The following is a 16468-nucleotide window of genomic DNA, read 5'->3' on the forward strand; positions in this document are numbered from 1 at the left end:
GGGCTCCGGCCCACCGGCGAGCCGCCCCGGCCCGGCGGGCGCGTTGGCGGTCAGAACTTCTCCGGGCGGATCAGCGCGGCCACCAGGTAGCCGACGAGGGCGAGGGCGATGACGAGGCCAACCACGTTCTCAATGCTCATGGACGATCGACTCCCCGGGTGGAAGGCGGACGGGTGCGGACGGGCCCGGCAGGCGGTTGCCCGCTGTCGTCGGGGCCTGCGACGGGTCGCGGGCCCACCTTGGCAGCGGATCGCCACCCGTGTCCGGGACGCTGACGGAGCTTTGACGGGTCCTGTACGGCGGTTCACGCGACCGGGTGCGGTGGGCCCCTGCGCACGGTGGTCGCCCTGTGCCGCACCGGGGCCTGGGAGCACGTCGTACGGGCGGGCACGCCCGGCCCGCGGCACACCCCCTGGCTGCCTCGGGCCGGGGCGTCCCTCCTGTCGGACGGTCCCGCCCGCCCGTGCCGAGGTGCCGATCCGGGCCGTCGGTCGCGGACCGTACGCGCCGCCTGCGGCGGAGCGCCCCTCACACCTCGTACGGTCGAGCGGTCGTCCACCCCCGTGCGGTGATCATCCTGTGCCGCGCCGGGCCCGAACAGGCCCGCCTTGACGTGGTTCTGACGCTCTGCCACATCGCTTTGACGGGGCCTTGACGACTCCGGCGCACGCCTCGTATCGGGCGCGTAAAAGCCTGCGCCGGACCGCCGCCGCAGGGGTGGCGGGCGTCTAGATTCGCCCTCGGCCGCTCACCGGCCCGGGGACGTCAGTGGCCTGATCGCCCCCGGACCGCGGGGGCGCGGACGTCCTCCCGAACACGGCGACCGCGCCCCCGCGCGCGACCGCCTCCTTCCGTCCACGACCGCGCCGCGGAGCCGGGGCACCGCACCCCGCACCCGACCGCCGCGGCGCGCCTCCCGCCCGTCGTTCCCCTCCGGCCTCCGCCGCGCGGACGGCCGACTCCTGCCAGAAAGCCTTCCGCGATGCATCCCGCCGCGCCCCGACCGGCGCACTCCCCTGCCGACCCGCAGCTCTCCGCCTCCGCGCCCACCACGGGCGCGCCGTCACCCCTCGCGCCGCCCGCGTTGCCCGTACCGCCCCAGGGCCGTGTCCCCCGGTTCGGCCCCCGGCGCCGACGGGCCGGCCACGGCGGGCTGCTGGATCCGGTCCAGCTCCTGACGTCGTTGCCCGAGGCGCTGCGCAAGCTGCACCCGCGCACGCTCGTCCGCAAGCCCGTGCTGTTCGTGGTGGCCGTCGGTTCGGCCCTCACCTCGATCTCCGCGCTGTTCGACCCGTCGGTGTTCACCTGGACCGTCAGCGCCTGGCTCTGGCTGACGGTGGTCTTCGCGAACCTGGCCGAGGCCGTCGCCGAGGGCAGGGGACGCGCACAGGCCGAGTCGCTGCGCCGGGCCCGTACGGACACGGTCGCGCTGCGGCTGCGCCACTGGCAGTACGGCACGGACGTCGACCGCGCGGCGACGGAGGAGGTCGCCGCGACCGATCTCAAACAGTTCGACTTCGTCCTGGTCGAGGCGGGCGGGCTGGTCCCGGCCGACGGCGACGTCGTCGCCGGGATCGCCTCGGTCGACGAGTCCGCCGTCACGGGCGAGTCCGCGCCCGTGATCCGCGAGGCGGGCGGCGACCGCTCGGGCGTCACCGGCGGCACGACCGTGCTCTCGGACCGGATCGTCGTCCGGGTCACCTCGAGGCCGGGCCACTCCTTCCTGGACCGGATGATCGCCCTCATCGAAGGGGCGCGGCGGCAGAAGACGCCGAACGAGATAGCCCTCAACATCCTGCTCTCCGCGCTGACCGTCGTCTTCGTCCTGGTCGTCGTCGCGCTCAGGCCGATGGCGGGGTACGCGGACGCCGCCCCGTCCACGACCGTGCTCGTCGCCCTCCTCGTCACCCTCATCCCGACCACGATCGGCGCGCTGCTCTCCGCGATCGGCATCGCGGGCATGGACCGGCTGGTGCAGCGCAACGTGCTCGCCATGTCCGGGCGGGCCGTCGAGGCCGCGGGCGACGTGAACACCCTGCTCCTCGACAAGACCGGCACCATCACCCTCGGCAACCGCGAGGCCGTGGCCTTCGCGCCGATGCCGGGGGTGGAGGCGGCGCTCCTCGCCGACGCCGCGCAGCTCTCCTCGCTCGCCGACGAGACCCCCGAGGGCCGGTCCGTCGTCGCCCTGGCCCGGCACCTGTACGGCCTGCGGGCGCCTGCCGAGGGCGAGTTGGCGGACCCCCGGTTCGTGGAGTTCAGCGCGCAGACCCGGATGAGCGGCATCGACCTGCGCTGGGACGGCGGCGCCTGCCACGTCCGCAAGGGGGCCGCGGCCCGGATCGTCGCCTGGGTGGAGATGTACGGGGGTGCGGTGCCGCCCGAGGCCCGGGGCTGGTGCGACGCGATCGCGGACGCCGGCGGCACTCCGCTGCTGGTGGCCGTCCACGACGGGGGCGGGCCCCGGGTCCTGGGGATCGTCCACCTCAAGGACGTCGTGAAGGAAGGCATCGGCGAACGGTTCGCCGAACTGCGCCGCATGGGCATCCGTACGGTCATGGTCACGGGCGACAACCCGCGCACGGCACGGGCGATCGCCCACGAGGCGGGCGTCGACGACTTCCTGGCCGAGGCCACCCCGGAGGACAAGCTCGCCCTCATCCGGCGGGAGCAGGAGGGCGGCAAGCTGGTCGCGATGACCGGCGACGGCACCAACGACGCTCCCGCGCTGGCCCAGGCGGACGTCGGCGTGGCGATGAACACCGGCACCTCGGCCGCCAAGGAGGCCGGGAACATGGTCGACCTCGACTCCAACCCGACCAAACTGATCGAGATCGTCGAGATCGGCAAGCAGCTCCTCATCACCCGTGGCGCGCTGACCACCTTCTCGATCACGAACGACGTGGCGAAGTACTTCGCGATCATCCCCGCGATGTTCACCGGGGCCTATCCCGGCCTCGAAGCGCTGAACGTCATGGGGCTGCACAGCCCCACGTCGGCGATCACCTCGGCGATCATCTTCAACGCCCTGATCATCGTGGCCCTGATCCCGCTCGCGCTGCGCGGCGTGCGCTACACGCCCGCCTCCGCACACCATCTGCTGCGCCGCAACCTCCTGGTGTACGGGCTCGGCGGCCTGGTGCTGCCCTTCATCGGCATCAAGTTCATCGACCTCATCGTCTCGACGCTCCCCGGTCTGGGGTGAGCCCCCGTCAGAAGCCCGTCGGGAAGACCGGTGCGCCGCCCTGTCGCACACCGCGTCCCCGCACGGCGTCAGGGTCGCGTGAAGACTCGTCGGCCGCGCCCCTGCGCACCGCGCCTCCGCCCTACGTTCGCCCCATGAACCGATCCGACGGACGCCTGCCCGCAGACCGCCGCGTGCGCCGCCACGTGCTGGCCCTCGCCGTCGGCTCCGTCCTCCTGTGCGCCATCGGCGCGACGACGGACAGCATGTGGCTGCTCGGCATCGGCACCTGGCTCCTCATCGCGGCCGTCCTCCTGGAACTCGTGTACCGCCCGTGAACCGCGCGCGAAGGGAGGCCGGTCCACCGCGGGTTCACCGTCCCGACCCCCGGACCCACTGGTCGCGCACGAGCAGCGGCGCGTAGGCTGGCCCCGCAGCTGGTTCGCCCTGCCCGCCAGGCAGGGAGTCGCAAGAGGGAACCCGGTGGGAATCCGGGACTGCCCCGCAGCGGTGAGTGGGAACGACCGCCGTCATGAGCACTGGGCCCCGGACGGGACCTGGGAAGCGACGGCCAGTAGGTGTCCGCGTCGGAAACGACGAGGGCGTGCCCGCGAGTCCGAAGACCTGCCACTGCCCGCACGCGGACCGTTCCGCGTGCGGACATCCCGGTGACCTCGTGGGCGGGTCGGCGTACACACTGGACGGAACGGCCGCGCCTTTGCCGCGCGGGGTCGTCGCCGTCCGGTTCGTCATCCCCTTCGCGCTCTCGTCCCGTCTCCGGGATCTCAGGGATTCATCTCGCGAAGGAGATCTCCGTGACCAGCAGGACCGCAGCCGCGGCGGCACGGGCCACCGTGTACGGCTACCCCCGTCAGGGGCAGGACCGGGAACTCAAGAAGGCGATCGAGGGGTACTGGAAGGGCCGCGTGGACGCCGACCGGCTGCGCGCCACCGCGGCGGAACTGCGCCGCGGCAACTGGGAGGAGCTGGCCGCCGCCGGCATCAGCGAAGTCCCCACCGGCGACTTCTCCTACTACGACCACGTCCTCGACACCACCGTCATGGTCGGCGCGGTCCCCGAGCGGCACCGCGCCGCCGTGGCCGCCGACCCGCTGGACGGGTACTTCGCCATGGCCCGGGGCAACCAGGACGTGGCGCCGCTGGAGATGACCAAGTGGTTCGACACCAACTACCACTACCTGGTGCCCGAGTTGGGCCCCGACACGGTCTTCACCGCCGACTCCACCAAGCAGGTCGCGGAACTGCGGGAAGCCCTCGGGCTCGGCCTCGCGCCCCGTCCCGTCGCCGTCGGCCCCGTCACCTACCTGCTGCTGTCCAAGCCCGCGCCGGGCGTCGCCGCCGACTTCGACCCGCTCACCCTGCTCGACCGGCTGCTGCCCGTCTACGCCCGGGTCCTCGCCGACCTGCGGGCCGCGGGCGCCGAGTGGGTGCAGCTCGACGAGCCCGCCCTGGTGCAGGACCGCACGCCCGCCGAACTGAACGCCGCCGCCCGCGCCTACCGCGAGCTGGGCGCGCTCGCCGACCGGCCCAAGCTCCTGGTCGCCTCCTACTTCGACCGGCTCGGCGACGCCCTGCCCGTACTGGCCAAGGCCCCGGTGGAAGGGCTCGCCCTCGACTTCACCGAAGCCGCCGCCGCGAACCTCGGTGGCCTCGCGGCGGTGGGCGGCCTGCCCGGGAAGCGGCTGGTCGCCGGGGTCGTCAACGGCCGCAACATCTGGGTGGGCGACCTGGAGAAGTCCCTGAGCACGCTCGGTACCCTGCTCGGACTGGCCGACCGGGTCGACGTGGCCGCCTCCTGCTCGCTGCTCCACGTCCCGCTCGACGCTTCGCTGGAACGCGACGTGGACCCGCAGATCCTGCGCTGGCTCGCCTTCGCCCGGCAGAAGACCGCCGAGATCGCCACCCTCGCCAAGGGGCTGACACAGGGCACCGACACCATCGCCGCCGAACTGTCCGCGAACCGCGCCGCCCTGGCCTCCCGCGCGGCCTCGGCCATCACCCACGACCCCGTCGTGCGCGCCCGTGCCGCCGCCGTCACCGGGGCGGACGCGCGCCGCCCCCAGCGGTACCCCGAGCGGGCCGCCGCCCAGCGCTCCCACCTGGAACTGCCGCTGCTGCCGACCACCACCATCGGTTCGTTCCCGCAGACCACCGAGCTGCGCACGGCCCGCGCCGACCTGCGGGCCGGGCGGCTCGACAGCGAGGGCTACGAGGAGCGGATCAGGAACGAGATCCGCGACGTCATCGCGTTCCAGGAGAAGACCGGCATCGACGTCCTCGTGCACGGCGAGCCCGAACGCAACGACATGGTGCAGTACTTCGCCGAGCAGTTGACCGGCTACCTCGCCACCCAGCACGGCTGGGTCCAGTCGTACGGCACCCGTTACGTGCGCCCGCCGGTCCTCGCGGGCGACATCTCACGGCCCGAGCCGATGACGGTGCGCTGGACGGCCTACGCCCAGTCGCTGTCCGACCGTCCCGTCAAGGGCATGCTCACCGGGCCCGTCACGATGCTCGCCTGGTCCTTCGTCCGCGACGACCAGCCGCTGGGCGACACCGCGCGGCAGGTCGCCCTCGCGCTGCGCGACGAGGTGAACGACCTTGAGGCGGGCGGCACTTCGGTGATCCAGGTCGACGAGCCCGCCCTGCGCGAGACGCTCCCGCTGCGCGCCGCCGACCACGCCGCCTACCTGGCCTGGGCCACCGAGGCGTTCCGCCTGACCACGGCCGGGGTGCGGCCGGAGACCCAGATCCACACGCACATGTGCTACGCCGAGTTCGGCGACATCGTCCAGGCCATCGACGACCTCGACGCCGACGTCATCAGCCTGGAGGCCGCCCGCTCCCACATGCAGGTCGCCCGCGAGCTCGCCGCCCACGGCTACCCCCGCGAGGCCGGACCCGGCGTCTACGACATCCACTCGCCGCGCGTCCCGAGCACCGAAGAGGCGGCGGCCCTGCTGCGCAAGGGACTTGAGGCCATCCCGGCCGAGCGGCTCTGGGTCAACCCCGACTGCGGCCTGAAGACCCGCGGCTGGCCCGAGACCCGGGCTTCGCTCGAAAGCCTCGTGTCCGCCGCCCGTACGGTCCGCGCGGAGCTGGGAACCCCCACGGACTGATCCCGCCGCGCAGCACCGGGCCGGGGCGCCGCGCGGCGCCCCGGCCCGAGTCCGCCGTCGGAGGAGGAGCGCCTCACGTGCCGGGCGGCAGCGTGAAGTCGAAGACGGCCGAGTCGAAGACCGCGTACTCCTCGTAGCCGAGCAGTTCGTAGAGGCGGGAGCGGGTCTGCATGTGCGGGAGGAGGGACCGCTGGGTCCCTTCGGCGGCGATCGTGCGCAGCCCGTCCTCGACCGCGCCCATCGCGACGCGCAGCAGCGTGACCGGGTAGAGCGCGATGTCGAAGCCGAGGTCCTCCAGTGTCCGGGTGTCCAGGAGGGGCGTCCTGCCGAACTCGGTGAGGTTCGCCAGCAGGGGGACGTCCACGGCCCCGCGGAAGGCCTCGTACTCGGAGAGGTCGGTCAGCGCCTCGGGGAAGACCGCGTCCGCACCGGCGTCGACGTAGGCCTTCGCCCGGTCGATCGCCGCGTCGAGCCCCTCGACGGAGCGGGCGTCGGTGCGGGCCATCAGCAGGAGGCCCGGGTCGCGGCGGGCGGCGACGGCGGCGCGGACGCGGCGGACCATGTCCTCGCGGGGCGCGATGGTCTTGCCGTCGAGGTGGCCGCAGCGTTTGGGGTTGACCTGGTCCTCCAGGTGGAGTCCGGCCAGGCCCGCGTCCTCCAGGAGCTGGACGGTGCGGGCGGTGTTCACCGGCTCGCCGAAACCGGTGTCGGCGTCGATCAGCACGGGCAGGTCGGTGACCCGGGTGGTCTGCTGGGCGCGGGCCGCGATCTCGGTCGACGTGGTCAGGCCGATGTCGGGCAGGCCCAGGTCGGCGGCGAGCACGGCGCCCGAGAGGTAGACGGCTTCGAAGCCCGCGTCCTGGACGAGGCGGGCGCAGAGCGGGCTGATCGCGCCGGGGATGCGCAACAGGCGCCCGGTGGCGAGCTGTTCGCGCAGGGCCCGGCGGCGTTCCTGGGGCGTGGTGCGGGTGTGGAACAGCATCAGAACAGGCCTTTCGGGAGCCGGCTGTCGTACGCGGCGACGGCCGCCGTGTCCACGGCGGGGAACAGGCCGTCGAGGTCGGCCGGGCCCAGCTCGGCCAGGTGTTCGGCGGTGGCCAGGAAGCGGTCCTGCTCGGCGGGGGCGACGAGGCCTCCGGTGAGCGTGCGGAACTTGGCGGTGTAGGCGGGCCGGTCGAAGGGGCGGGCCCCGGCCGGGTGGGCGTCGGCGACCGCGAGTTCGTCCTCGACGACCGCACCGTCCTGAAGGGTGACGACCGCGCGCCCGCCGAAGGCGCGCAGGGCCGGGTCGGGGTCGTGGTAGCGGCGGGTCCACCGCGGGTCCTCGACGGTGGTGATCTTCTGCCACAGCGCGACGGTCTCCGGGCGGCGGGCCCGCTCGGGAGCGTAGGAGCGCTCGTGGTGCCACGCGCCGTCCTCCAGGGCCACGGCGAAGATGTACGGAACCGAGTGGTCGAGGGTCTCGCGGCCGGCGCCGGGGTCGTACTTCTGCGGGTCGCCCGAGCCGGAGCCGGTCACCCGGTGGGTGTGGCGGCTGGTGTGCAGGACGACCGACCGCACCCGCTCCAGCGGCCCGGTCCTCCCGCGCAGTCGTCGCGCCAGGTCGATGACGGCCTGTGCGTGGTACTCGGCGGAGTGCTCCTTGGTGTACGTGTCGAGAATGGCGCGGCGCGGCTCGTCGGGCGCGGGGAGCAGGACGGGGTAGTCGGCTCCCGGGCCGTCGAGCAGCCGGGCGACGACGCCGTCCTCGCCCTCGTAGATCGGTGAGGGCGAGGTACCGCCGCGCATCGCCCGGTCGACGGCCTCGATCGCGGCCTTGCCCGCGAAGGCGGGGGCGCACGCCTTCCAGCTGGAGATCTCGCCCTTGCGGGACTGCCGGGTCGCGGTGGTGGTGTGCACGGCCTGCTGGACGGCCTGGTACACGGTCCGGGTCGGCAGCCGCAGCAGCGTGCCGATGCCGCACGCGGTGGCCGCGCCCAGGTGGGCGACGTGATCGATGCGGTGCTCGTGCAGGCAGATGCCCTTGACCAGGGCCACGTGGATCTCGTACGCGGCGACGATGCCGCGCAGCAGGTCGGCGCCGGTCCTGCCGGTGTGCTGGGCGACCGCGAGCAGCGGCGGGATGTTGTCGCCGGGGTGGGAGTAGTCGGCGGCCAGGTAGGTGTCGTGGAAGTCCAGTTCGCGCACGGCCGTGCCGTTGGCCCAGGCCGCCCACTCGGGCGGGACTCGGGCGGCGGTGCCGAAGGCGGACGCGCCGGGGGCGCTCGCGCGGTGTGCGACGGCCTGGGCGCGGGCGACGGCGACCGGGCGGCGGGTGAGGGAGGCGACGGCGACGGACGCGTTGTCGACGACCCGGTTGACGGCCATCGCGGCGCTCTCGGCGTCCAACTCCTCGGTCGCGGTCGCCGCCGCGGCGAGCTTCCAGGCGAGTTGCCCCTCGCGCGGCAGCCGATCGGCGCTGGGGTGGACGCGGACACGGTGTTCGATCACGACGCTCCTCGGGGCGGTCGAGAGGTGCTGACGGGACCGAGGCTGCTCTCGACGACGGGCCGCCTCCACCCCCCGTGCCTTGTTGCACATATATTGCAACTGCGTATTTATTGCATCTGAAGTGCGGACGGAGTGGCGCAGTGGGCGGACCGGTGGTGCTGGGGATCGAGTCGTCGTGCGACGAGACCGGCGCGGGCATCGTGCAGGACGGGAAACTGCTCGCGCACGTGGTGGCGACGAGCATGGACGAGCACGCGCGGTTCGGCGGCGTGGTGCCCGAGATCGCCTCCCGCGCGCACCTCCAGTCCTTCAACCCGGTCGTCCGCCGCGCCCTGGACCAGGCGGGGCTGCGGCTCGGCCGGATCGACGCGGTGGCCGTCACCACAGGACCCGGGCTGTCCGGGGCCCTCCAGGTGGGGCTGGCGGGAGCGAAGAGCCTGGCGTACGCGGCGGGGGTGCCGCTGTACGGAGTGCACCACCTGGCCGGGCACGTCGCCGCCGACACCCTGGAGCACGGCCCGCTGCCCGCCCCGTGCGTGGTGCTGATCGTCTCCGGCGGGCACACCTCCCTGCTGCTCGTGCGGGACCTGGTGCGCGAGCCGATCCTGCACCTGGGCGACACCCTCGACGACGCCGCCGGGGAGTGCTTCGACAAGGTCGCCCGGATCCTGGGGCTCCCCTACCCCGGCGGGCCCGCCATCGACCGGGCCGCGCGCGAGGGCGATCCCCGCGCGGTGGACTTCCCGCGCCCCCTGACCCGCTCGGGCGACGACCCGTACGCCTTCTCCTTCTCCGGTCTGAAGACGGCCGCCGCCCGCTGGGTCGAGCGGCACCGGCTGCGCGGCGAGGAGCCGTCGGTGGCCGACGGGGCGGCCGCGCTCCAGGAGGCCGTCGCCGACGTGCTGACCCGCAAGGCGCTCGCGGCCTGCCGCGCGTACGACGTGAAGACGCTGGTCGTCGTGGGCGGCGTCGCGGCGAACTCCCGCGTCCGCGCGCTCGCCGAGGAGCGGTGTGCGCAGAACGGCGTCGAGCTGCGGGTGCCGCCGATGACGCTGTGCACCGACAACGGCGCCATGATCGCGGCCGTCGGCGACCTCCTCGTACGCGCGGGTGCCGAGCCCGCCCCGCTGCACGTGTCCATCGACCCCTCGGCCCCGCTGGAGTACGCCGCCCTGACTCCGCTGCCCGCGCCGACAGGGCGGGCCGCCTGACGCCTCCCCTCGTCAGGGGGCGGCACGTGACCCGGGTTCAGTCGAAGAGGGCGACGAATCCGGTCACCCAGACCGCGAGGACCGCGAGGACCCCCACCAGGCAACCGACACCCGCCAGCACGTCGCCGGCCGTCCACGGCTCCCGCTCCTCCTCGTCCGGGCCGTCCCGGTGGGAGGCGGGGTCGTCCCAGTCGACGGGGCGCCCCAGTGACTCGGCGCAGGCGGACCGCACCGCGGCCAGCTGCCCCTGCGCGAAGGAAGTGGCGGCCGTCGCCTCGGGACCGCGCCAGGCGACGGCCCTCATCCGCCGCCCGGGAGAGCCGTACCGCGCCTCGAAGGCGGCGGTCTCGTCGGCTTCGCGGTCCTCCTCCAGGTACATCCAGCGCCCGGCCTCGGCGGCATCGCCGTAGAGCCGGTACACCCCGGCCAGGCGCCGACGGAGCGCCAGGTCCTGCGGGAAGGACGAGACGAGACCGCGCAGGCGTTGGCGCGCCAGGGGGACCCGGCCGGCGGCCAGGTCCGCGTCGACGCGGGCAAGGGTCTCACTCAGAGGCATGGGCGCATGATCGAGTACCTCGCCGGCCCCTGTCGACCTGAATACGTCGCCCGGAGCACGGAGCCTCCGGCCGCCACCCGGTCGGCGCGGCCCCGGCACGCTCCTCAGAGCCAGCTGACGCGCATGCCGGTGGCCGTCGCCGGGTCCGCGTCGCCCACCGGGCGGGCCAGGTCTCCGGACCACACCCGCGCCAGGAGCCGACGGACGGTGTCCGTGATCTCCGCCGCCGCCGTGCGCAGGCCCTCCGCGTCCGCGGCCGGGATCTCGTCCGCCGCGATGCCCGTCGCCTTCAACAGCGCCGACACGTTGCCCAGCTTGTCGGCCAGCCACACCAGCGGATCGCTCGACAGCTCCTCGACGAAGACCCGCGCACCGGGCTCCCAGCCGTTGAAGGCCGGATGGTGGTGCGTACGGTCGAAGGTGTACGGAGCCGCGCCCGCGTCCTGGAGGAGGTCCACCCGCCACAGCGGGCGGCCGATCTCCACGGGCCGTGCGGAGTAGACGGACCCGGGCAGCTCACCGCGCCCGAAGAGCCGGAGTTCGAGACGGACCCCGCTCTCCGGCGTCTCCTGCCCCGGCAGCGGATCCGGATCGAGGAAGTGGAGATCGCTCACCACCACGCCGATCCGCTCGAACGCGAACGCGTACAACATGCCTACCCCCAGGGGCTCCGTGCGGGACACGTCCTGTGGTGGCGAGCCTACGGAATCCCGCGCCCCGACCCCACAGCGCGGAACCGGCCGGCGCCCGGTGGCCCGACGGCGTGGGCGATACTCGAACCCGCCGGGCAACGCACCGGACGACACACGGACTTGCCGCAAGGACAGCAGGCCGACCGGCCGGTTGTCACGCCCCAGGAGGTACCCATGAGGATGCTCATCAACGTCCCGGAGACGGTCGTCGCCGACGCGCTGCGCGGAATGGCCGCCGCCCATCCCGAGCTGACCGTCGACGTCGAGAACCGCGTCGTCGTGCGGCGGGACGCGCCGCTCGTCGGGCAGGTGGGGCTGGTGTCGGGCGGCGGGTCGGGCCACGAGCCGTTGCACGGCGGGTTCGTGGGGTACGGGATGCTCTCCGCCGCCTGTCCCGGCGAGGTGTTCACCTCGCCCGTTCCCGACCAGATGGTGCGCGCGGCCGCCGCCGTCGACAGCGGCGCCGGGGTGCTGTTCGTCGTCAAGAACTACACCGGTGACGTGCTCAACTTCGACATGGCCGAAGAGCTCGCCGACGAGGAGGGCGTGCGGATCGCCAAGGTCCTCGTCGACGACGACGTCGCCGTCACCGACAGCCTCTACACCGCGGGGCGGCGCGGCACGGGCGCCACCCTCTTCGTCGAGAAGATCGCCGGTGCCGCCGCCGAGGAGGGCGCGCCGCTGGAGCGGGTCGCGGCGCTGGCCCGGCAGGTGAACGGGGCCTCGCGGAGCTTCGGCGTCGCGCTGAGCGCCTGTTCCACGCCCGCCAAGGGCAGCCCCACCTTCGACCTCCCGGCCGGTGAGCTGGAGCTCGGGGTCGGCATCCACGGCGAGCCGGGGCGCGAGCGCCGCGCCATGATGACGTCCAGGGAGATCGCGGACTTCGCGGTGGACGCGGTGCTGGAGGACCTGCGGCCCACCGCGCCCGTCCTCGCGCTCGTCAACGGCATGGGCGCGACGCCGCTGCTGGAGCTGTACGGCTTCAACGCCGAGGTGCAGCGGGTGCTTTCCGAGCGCGGGGTGCACGTCGCCCGTACGCTCGTGGGGAACTACGTGACCTCGCTGGACATGGCGGGCTGTTCGGTGACGCTCTGCCAGGTCGACGAGGAGCTGCTGCGGCTGTGGGACGCGCCGGTGCAGACGCCCGCCCTGCGCTGGGGCCGTTGAGCCGGTCGATCCGGCCGGCTTCGATTCCGCTGACGCTGACGCTGACAAGGAGAGTCACTTGCTTGACGCCGAATTCTTCCGCCGCTGGCTGGCACTGACCGCGGCGGCCGTGGACCGCGAGGCCGCCCGCCTCACCGAGCTGGACTCGGCCATCGGCGACGCCGACCACGGCAGCAACCTCCAGCGGGGCTTCGCGGCGGTCGCCGCCGCCCTGGAGAAGGAGCCGCCCGCCACGCCCGGTGCCGTACTCGCCCTCGCGGGGCGGCGGTTGATCTCCACCGTCGGCGGGGCGTCGGGCCCGCTGTACGGGACCCTGCTGCGCCGTACCGGCAAGGAGCTGGGCGACCGTGCGGAGGTCTCGCGCGAGGAGCTGGCCGCCGCGCTCGGCGCGGGCGTCGTGGCCGTCGCGCAGCTCGGCGGGGCGCAGGCCGGGGACAAGACGATGCTGGACGCGCTGCTCCCGGCGGTCGACGCGCTCGGCGCGTCCTTCGCGGAGGCCGCCGCCGCGGCGGAGAGCGGCGCGGTAGCGACCGTACCGCTCCAGGCCCGCAAGGGCCGCGCCAGCTACCTCGGCGAGCGCAGCATCGGACACCAGGACCCCGGCGCCACCTCCGCCGCCCTGCTGATCGGCGCACTGGCGGCGGCCGCCGGTGAGGGGGCGGCCCGATGAGCGGCGACAAGACCGTGGGGATCGTGCTGGTCTCGCACAGCGCCGCCGTCGCCTCGGCCGTGGCCGAGCTGGCGAGGGGCCTGTCCGGCGGCGGCAGCGGCGTCGCCGTGGCCGCCGCGGGCGGCACGCCCGACGGCGGGCTCGGCACCAGTTCCGAGCTGATCGCCGAGGCCGCCGCCGCCGTGGACGGCGGCGCGGGCGTGGCCGTCCTCGTCGACCTGGGCAGTGCGGTGCTGACCGTGAAGGCGATGCTCGCGGACGGCGACGAGCTGCCCGACGGCACGCGGCTGGTGGACGCGCCGTTCGTGGAGGGCGCGGTGGCCGCCGTGGTGACGGCCTCGGCGGGCGGTGACCTGGACGCGGTCGAGGCGGCGGCCGGGGAGGCGTACGACTACCGGAAGGCGTGACCCGGTGGGGCGGGGTGCCAGGTGCTCGGAGCGGGCCGGGCACCCCGCCCGGATAGCGGTGATCGTCGTCCGGCATGCTGACGGCCGTGAACGATACGGCGAGCACCCCGGGCCCGACGACGCGCCCGGTCCCGGAGACGACCGCGATACCCGCGCCCACCCCGGCGGTGGGCTGACGTGCACGGCGTACTCTCCGGCTTCCTGCCCATCTGGGTCATCACCGCGGCCGGTTGGGGCGCGGGCCGCACCCGGGTCCTGGGCGACAACGCACAGCACGTGCTCAGCAGGTTCGCCTTCACCTTCGCGATGCCCTCACTGCTCTTCCTGACCATGTCGCGCTCGCACCCGGGCGCGGTCTTCGCACCCGGCGTGCTCGTCTTCGCCGTCGGCCTCGTGCTCGTCTTCGCCGTGGCGCTCGCCCTGGGGCGCTGGGCGTTCCGGCGGAGCCAGGCCGACGGGGCGATCGGCGCGATGACCGCCGCCTACGTCAATTCCGCGAACCTCGGCATCCCGATCGCCCTGCACGTGCTGGGCGACACCTCGTTCGTCATCGCCGCCGCGCTCTTCCAACTGCTGTTCGTCACTCCGACGATCCTGCTCCTGATCGAGCTGGACCCGCGGCGCGCCGAGGAGGGCGGCAAGCGGACCGGCGCCGCCGCGCTGGCCCGCAGGATCGCCGCCCTGCCCGTCCGCAACCCCGTCATCGCGGCCTCCGGATGCGGGCTCGCGGTCGCCGCATCGGGCCTCCGGCTGCCGCAGGAGCTGTCCTCTCCGCTCCAGATGCTCGGCGGGGCGGGCGTGCCCGTCGCGCTGTTCACGCTGGGGATGTCGCTCACCGGGCGGACCAGGCCGGACGCGGCCGGGCGGGTCGAGCGCGGGGTGCTGGTCGCGCTCAAGACGGTGGCGCAGCCGCTCCTCGCGTACGCGCTGGGCCGCTGGGTGTTCGGGCTCGACGGCCCGGCGCTGCTCGCGGTGGCGGTCTGCTCGGGCCTGCCCACGGCCCAGAACGTGTTCGTCTACGCCTCCGAGTACCGGCTGGACACCGATCTGGCCAGGGACACCGTCCTGCTGTCGACACTGGTGTCGATGGTGTCCCTGACCGTGATCGTCTACCTGCTCACACCGTAGCGGCGCCCGGCTCGCGCACGGCCGCGATCGGCCCGCCCACGGCCGGGCGCAGCCCCCGCTCGTACGCCGTCTGCCGTCCCGCCCGCAGTTCGAGCCGGTCCCCGGCGAACCCCTCGCGGAAGCGCCGGTCGTGCGAGACCACGACCACCGCGCCCGCGTACCCGGCCAGCGCCGTCTCCACCTCCTCGACGAGGGAGAGCGCGATGTGGTTGGTGGGCTCGTCGAGCACCAGCAGGTCGGCCGGGCGGGTCACCAGACGGGCCAGCGCCAGCCTGCGCCGCTGCCCGACGGAGAGGCGCGCGACGGGGACGGTCAGGTCCTCCTCGCGGAACAGGCCGAGGGCCAGCAGTTCGTCGGCGTGCTCGTCGGGCTGCCCCGGCAGTCCGGCCGCGTACGCGGTGAGCAGCGGATGCCCGGTGGGCGCGGCCGCGACCTCCTGGGCGAGGTAGCCGATGCGTCCCCTGGCCGTGACGGTGCCGCCGTCGGGCCGCAGGTCACCGGCGAGCACCCGCAGCAGCGTCGTCTTGCCCGCGCCGTTGGGGCCCGTGACCAGGAGCCGCTGCCCCGGCCCTACGGCGAGCGCGGGCAGCCGCAGCCGGTCGCCGACGGCGATGTCCGCCAGCTCGACGAGCGGCCCTGCGTCGGCCTCCGCGCCCGCCGTGGTCAGGCCCGCCGTGAACCGCAGCGGCTCCGGCGGCGCGGGCACGGGCTCCCTGCGGAGCCGTTCGAGCCGTTCCCTGGCGGCCCTGACCTGCCCGGAGAGCTTCGCCTCCGAGGAGCGCCTGTGCTTGCCGAAGCCCTGGCGCGGGTCCCTGCCCGTGGCCGCGAGGCGCTGCCCGGCCGCTTCGACGAGTTCCCCGGTGCGGGCCAGGTCGTCCAGCCACTCCTGGTGGTCCTGCGCCCAGCGGCGGCGGGCGGCGGCCTTAGCCGTGCGGTAGCCGTCCCAGCCGTCGCCGTACCGGTGCACGGTGCGCAGGTCCCGGTCGACCTCCAGGACCACCGTGGCGATGCCTTCGAGGAACGCCCGGTCGTGGGTGACGGCGACCACGGTGCCCCGGTGCGCGCGGAGCTGGTCCTCCAGCCAGTCGGCCGCGGCGCGGTCGAGGTGGTTGGTGGGCTCGTCGAGGAGGAGCAGTTCGGGCGCCGCCGCGAGGACGCAGGCCAGGGCCAGCCTGGACTGCTCGCCGCCGGAGAGCGTGCCGAGCCTCCGGTCGCGGGTGACGCGGGCGAGGCCGAGCGCGTGCAGGCCCGCGTCGACCCGGGCGTCGGCCCGGTAGCCGCCGCGCTCCTCGTAGGCGGTGAGCAGGTCGCCGTAGGCGGCGAGGCCGTCGGCGTCGGCGGTGCCCAGTGCCGCCTCCGCGTCGGCGATGCGGCGTTCCAGGTCGCGCAGCTCGGCGAGCGAGGCGTCGACCGCGTCCTGGACGGTGCACGCGGGGTCGAGGTCGAGCGTCTGGGCGAGGTGCCCGACGCCGCCGGGGAAGCGGACGGTCAGCTCTCCGGTGTCGGGGGTCTCGGCCCCGGCGAGCAGCCGGAGCAGGGTGGACTTGCCCGAGCCGTTCTCGCCGATGACGCCTGCCCTGTCGCCGGGGCGGACGGTGAGGGTCACCTGGTCGAGGACGGCACGCGTGCCGTACGCCTTGGATACGTCCTTCATGGACAGCTGGGCGTGGCTCTGGGCAGGGGTGTGGGCGCGGTGGCGCATGGGTGTTCTTCCCTGATGGGGTGAGAGGGCATGCCCCTCAGCGCGCCGGTGTCAGGCGCGGTGGGAGCCGGGCGGCGTGGAAGCTGCGCCCGGTATCAGCGGAAGAAGTAGTACGAACCCA

14 protein-coding genes and 1 riboswitch are annotated in these 16468 nt (G+C 74.3%); of the genes, 8 read left to right on the forward strand and 6 right to left on the reverse strand.

The annotated features are described in order from the left end of the window. Positions 1 to 50 precede the first annotated feature (50 nt). Positions 51 to 140 carry a K(+)-transporting ATPase subunit F gene (gene kdpF / locus ACIBNE_RS25445; RefSeq protein WP_399275246.1) on the reverse strand — a complete coding sequence of 30 codons (90 nt, stop codon included), beginning with the start codon at positions 138 to 140 and terminating at the stop codon, positions 51 to 53. Positions 141 to 982: 842 nt separating this feature from the next. On the opposite strand from kdpF, the gene kdpB reads away from it, so the two are divergent. The 3 genes from kdpB to metE all read left to right on the forward strand — a co-directional run bounded on the left by kdpB (position 983) and on the right by metE (position 6324). Next, positions 983 to 3205: a potassium-transporting ATPase subunit KdpB gene (kdpB, locus tag ACIBNE_RS25450; protein WP_399275248.1), complete on the forward strand. Its 2223-nt coding sequence runs from the start codon at positions 983 to 985 to the stop codon at positions 3203 to 3205. 134 nt (positions 3206 to 3339) lie between these two features. Beyond that, complete coding sequence (locus tag ACIBNE_RS25455) at positions 3340 to 3522, forward strand: hypothetical protein (protein WP_399275250.1); 183 nt, start codon at positions 3340 to 3342, stop codon at positions 3520 to 3522. 132 nt (positions 3523 to 3654) lie between these two features. Then, positions 3655 to 3810, forward strand: a riboswitch (cobalamin riboswitch). Between the two features lie 189 nt (positions 3811 to 3999). Then, positions 4000 to 6324: a 5-methyltetrahydropteroyltriglutamate--homocysteine S-methyltransferase gene (metE, locus tag ACIBNE_RS25460; RefSeq protein ID WP_399275252.1), complete on the forward strand. Its 2325-nt coding sequence runs from the start codon at positions 4000 to 4002 to the stop codon at positions 6322 to 6324. Positions 6325 to 6397: 73 nt separating this feature from the next. On the opposite strand, the gene prpB is transcribed toward metE, so the two are convergent. Both prpB and ACIBNE_RS25470 read right to left on the reverse strand, forming a co-directional pair. Beyond that, positions 6398 to 7303, reverse strand: coding sequence for a methylisocitrate lyase (prpB, locus tag ACIBNE_RS25465; RefSeq protein WP_399275441.1), 906 nt, complete (start codon positions 7301 to 7303; stop codon positions 6398 to 6400). Between the two features lie 2 nt (positions 7304 to 7305). After that, positions 7306 to 8814, reverse strand: a complete 1509-nt coding sequence (locus ACIBNE_RS25470) for an MmgE/PrpD family protein (protein ID WP_399275254.1) — start codon at positions 8812 to 8814, stop codon at positions 7306 to 7308. 140 nt (positions 8815 to 8954) lie between these two features. On the opposite strand from ACIBNE_RS25470, the gene tsaD reads away from it, so the two are divergent. After that, a complete protein-coding gene (gene tsaD, locus ACIBNE_RS25475) occupies positions 8955 to 10025 on the forward strand; it encodes a tRNA (adenosine(37)-N6)-threonylcarbamoyltransferase complex transferase subunit TsaD (RefSeq protein WP_399275256.1) in 1071 nt (356 codons plus the stop codon). Between the two features lie 37 nt (positions 10026 to 10062). On the opposite strand, the gene ACIBNE_RS25480 is transcribed toward tsaD, so the two are convergent. Next, a complete protein-coding gene (locus tag ACIBNE_RS25480; protein ID WP_399275258.1) occupies positions 10063 to 10581 on the reverse strand; it encodes a DUF6584 family protein in 519 nt (172 codons plus the stop codon). Between the two features lie 104 nt (positions 10582 to 10685). Next, positions 10686 to 11234: a hypothetical protein gene (locus ACIBNE_RS25485; protein ID WP_399275260.1), complete on the reverse strand. Its 549-nt coding sequence runs from the start codon at positions 11232 to 11234 to the stop codon at positions 10686 to 10688. Between the two features lie 213 nt (positions 11235 to 11447). Between ACIBNE_RS25485 and dhaK the strand changes: the two genes are divergently transcribed. From dhaK to ACIBNE_RS25505, 4 genes are all read left to right on the forward strand, one after another. After that, the gene (gene dhaK, locus ACIBNE_RS25490; protein ID WP_399275262.1) at positions 11448 to 12440 is read left to right on the forward strand and encodes a dihydroxyacetone kinase subunit DhaK; all 993 of its coding nucleotides are present in this window, start codon (positions 11448 to 11450) and stop codon (positions 12438 to 12440) included. Between the two features lie 58 nt (positions 12441 to 12498). Then, positions 12499 to 13110 carry a dihydroxyacetone kinase subunit DhaL gene (gene dhaL / locus ACIBNE_RS25495; RefSeq protein WP_399275264.1) on the forward strand — a complete coding sequence of 204 codons (612 nt, stop codon included), beginning with the start codon at positions 12499 to 12501 and terminating at the stop codon, positions 13108 to 13110. Continuing rightward, complete coding sequence (locus tag ACIBNE_RS25500) at positions 13107 to 13517, forward strand: PTS-dependent dihydroxyacetone kinase phosphotransferase subunit DhaM (RefSeq protein ID WP_399275266.1); 411 nt, start codon at positions 13107 to 13109, stop codon at positions 13515 to 13517. The genes dhaL and ACIBNE_RS25500 overlap by 4 nt, the downstream gene beginning before the upstream one ends. Positions 13518 to 13694: 177 nt before the next feature. Then, positions 13695 to 14645, forward strand: coding sequence for an AEC family transporter (locus tag ACIBNE_RS25505; protein WP_399275268.1), 951 nt, complete (start codon positions 13695 to 13697; stop codon positions 14643 to 14645). Here ACIBNE_RS25505 and abc-f read toward each other — a convergent pair. Next, positions 14635 to 16347, reverse strand: a complete 1713-nt coding sequence (gene abc-f, locus ACIBNE_RS25510; protein ID WP_399275270.1) for a ribosomal protection-like ABC-F family protein — start codon at positions 16345 to 16347, stop codon at positions 14635 to 14637. The two genes, ACIBNE_RS25505 and abc-f, sit on opposite strands and share 11 nt — an antisense overlap. Positions 16348 to 16468 lie beyond the last annotated feature (121 nt).

Origin of the sequence: Streptomyces sp. NPDC050504, from assembly GCF_044458065.1 — a bacterium.
Lineage (GTDB): Bacteria > Actinomycetota > Actinomycetes > Streptomycetales > Streptomycetaceae > Streptomyces.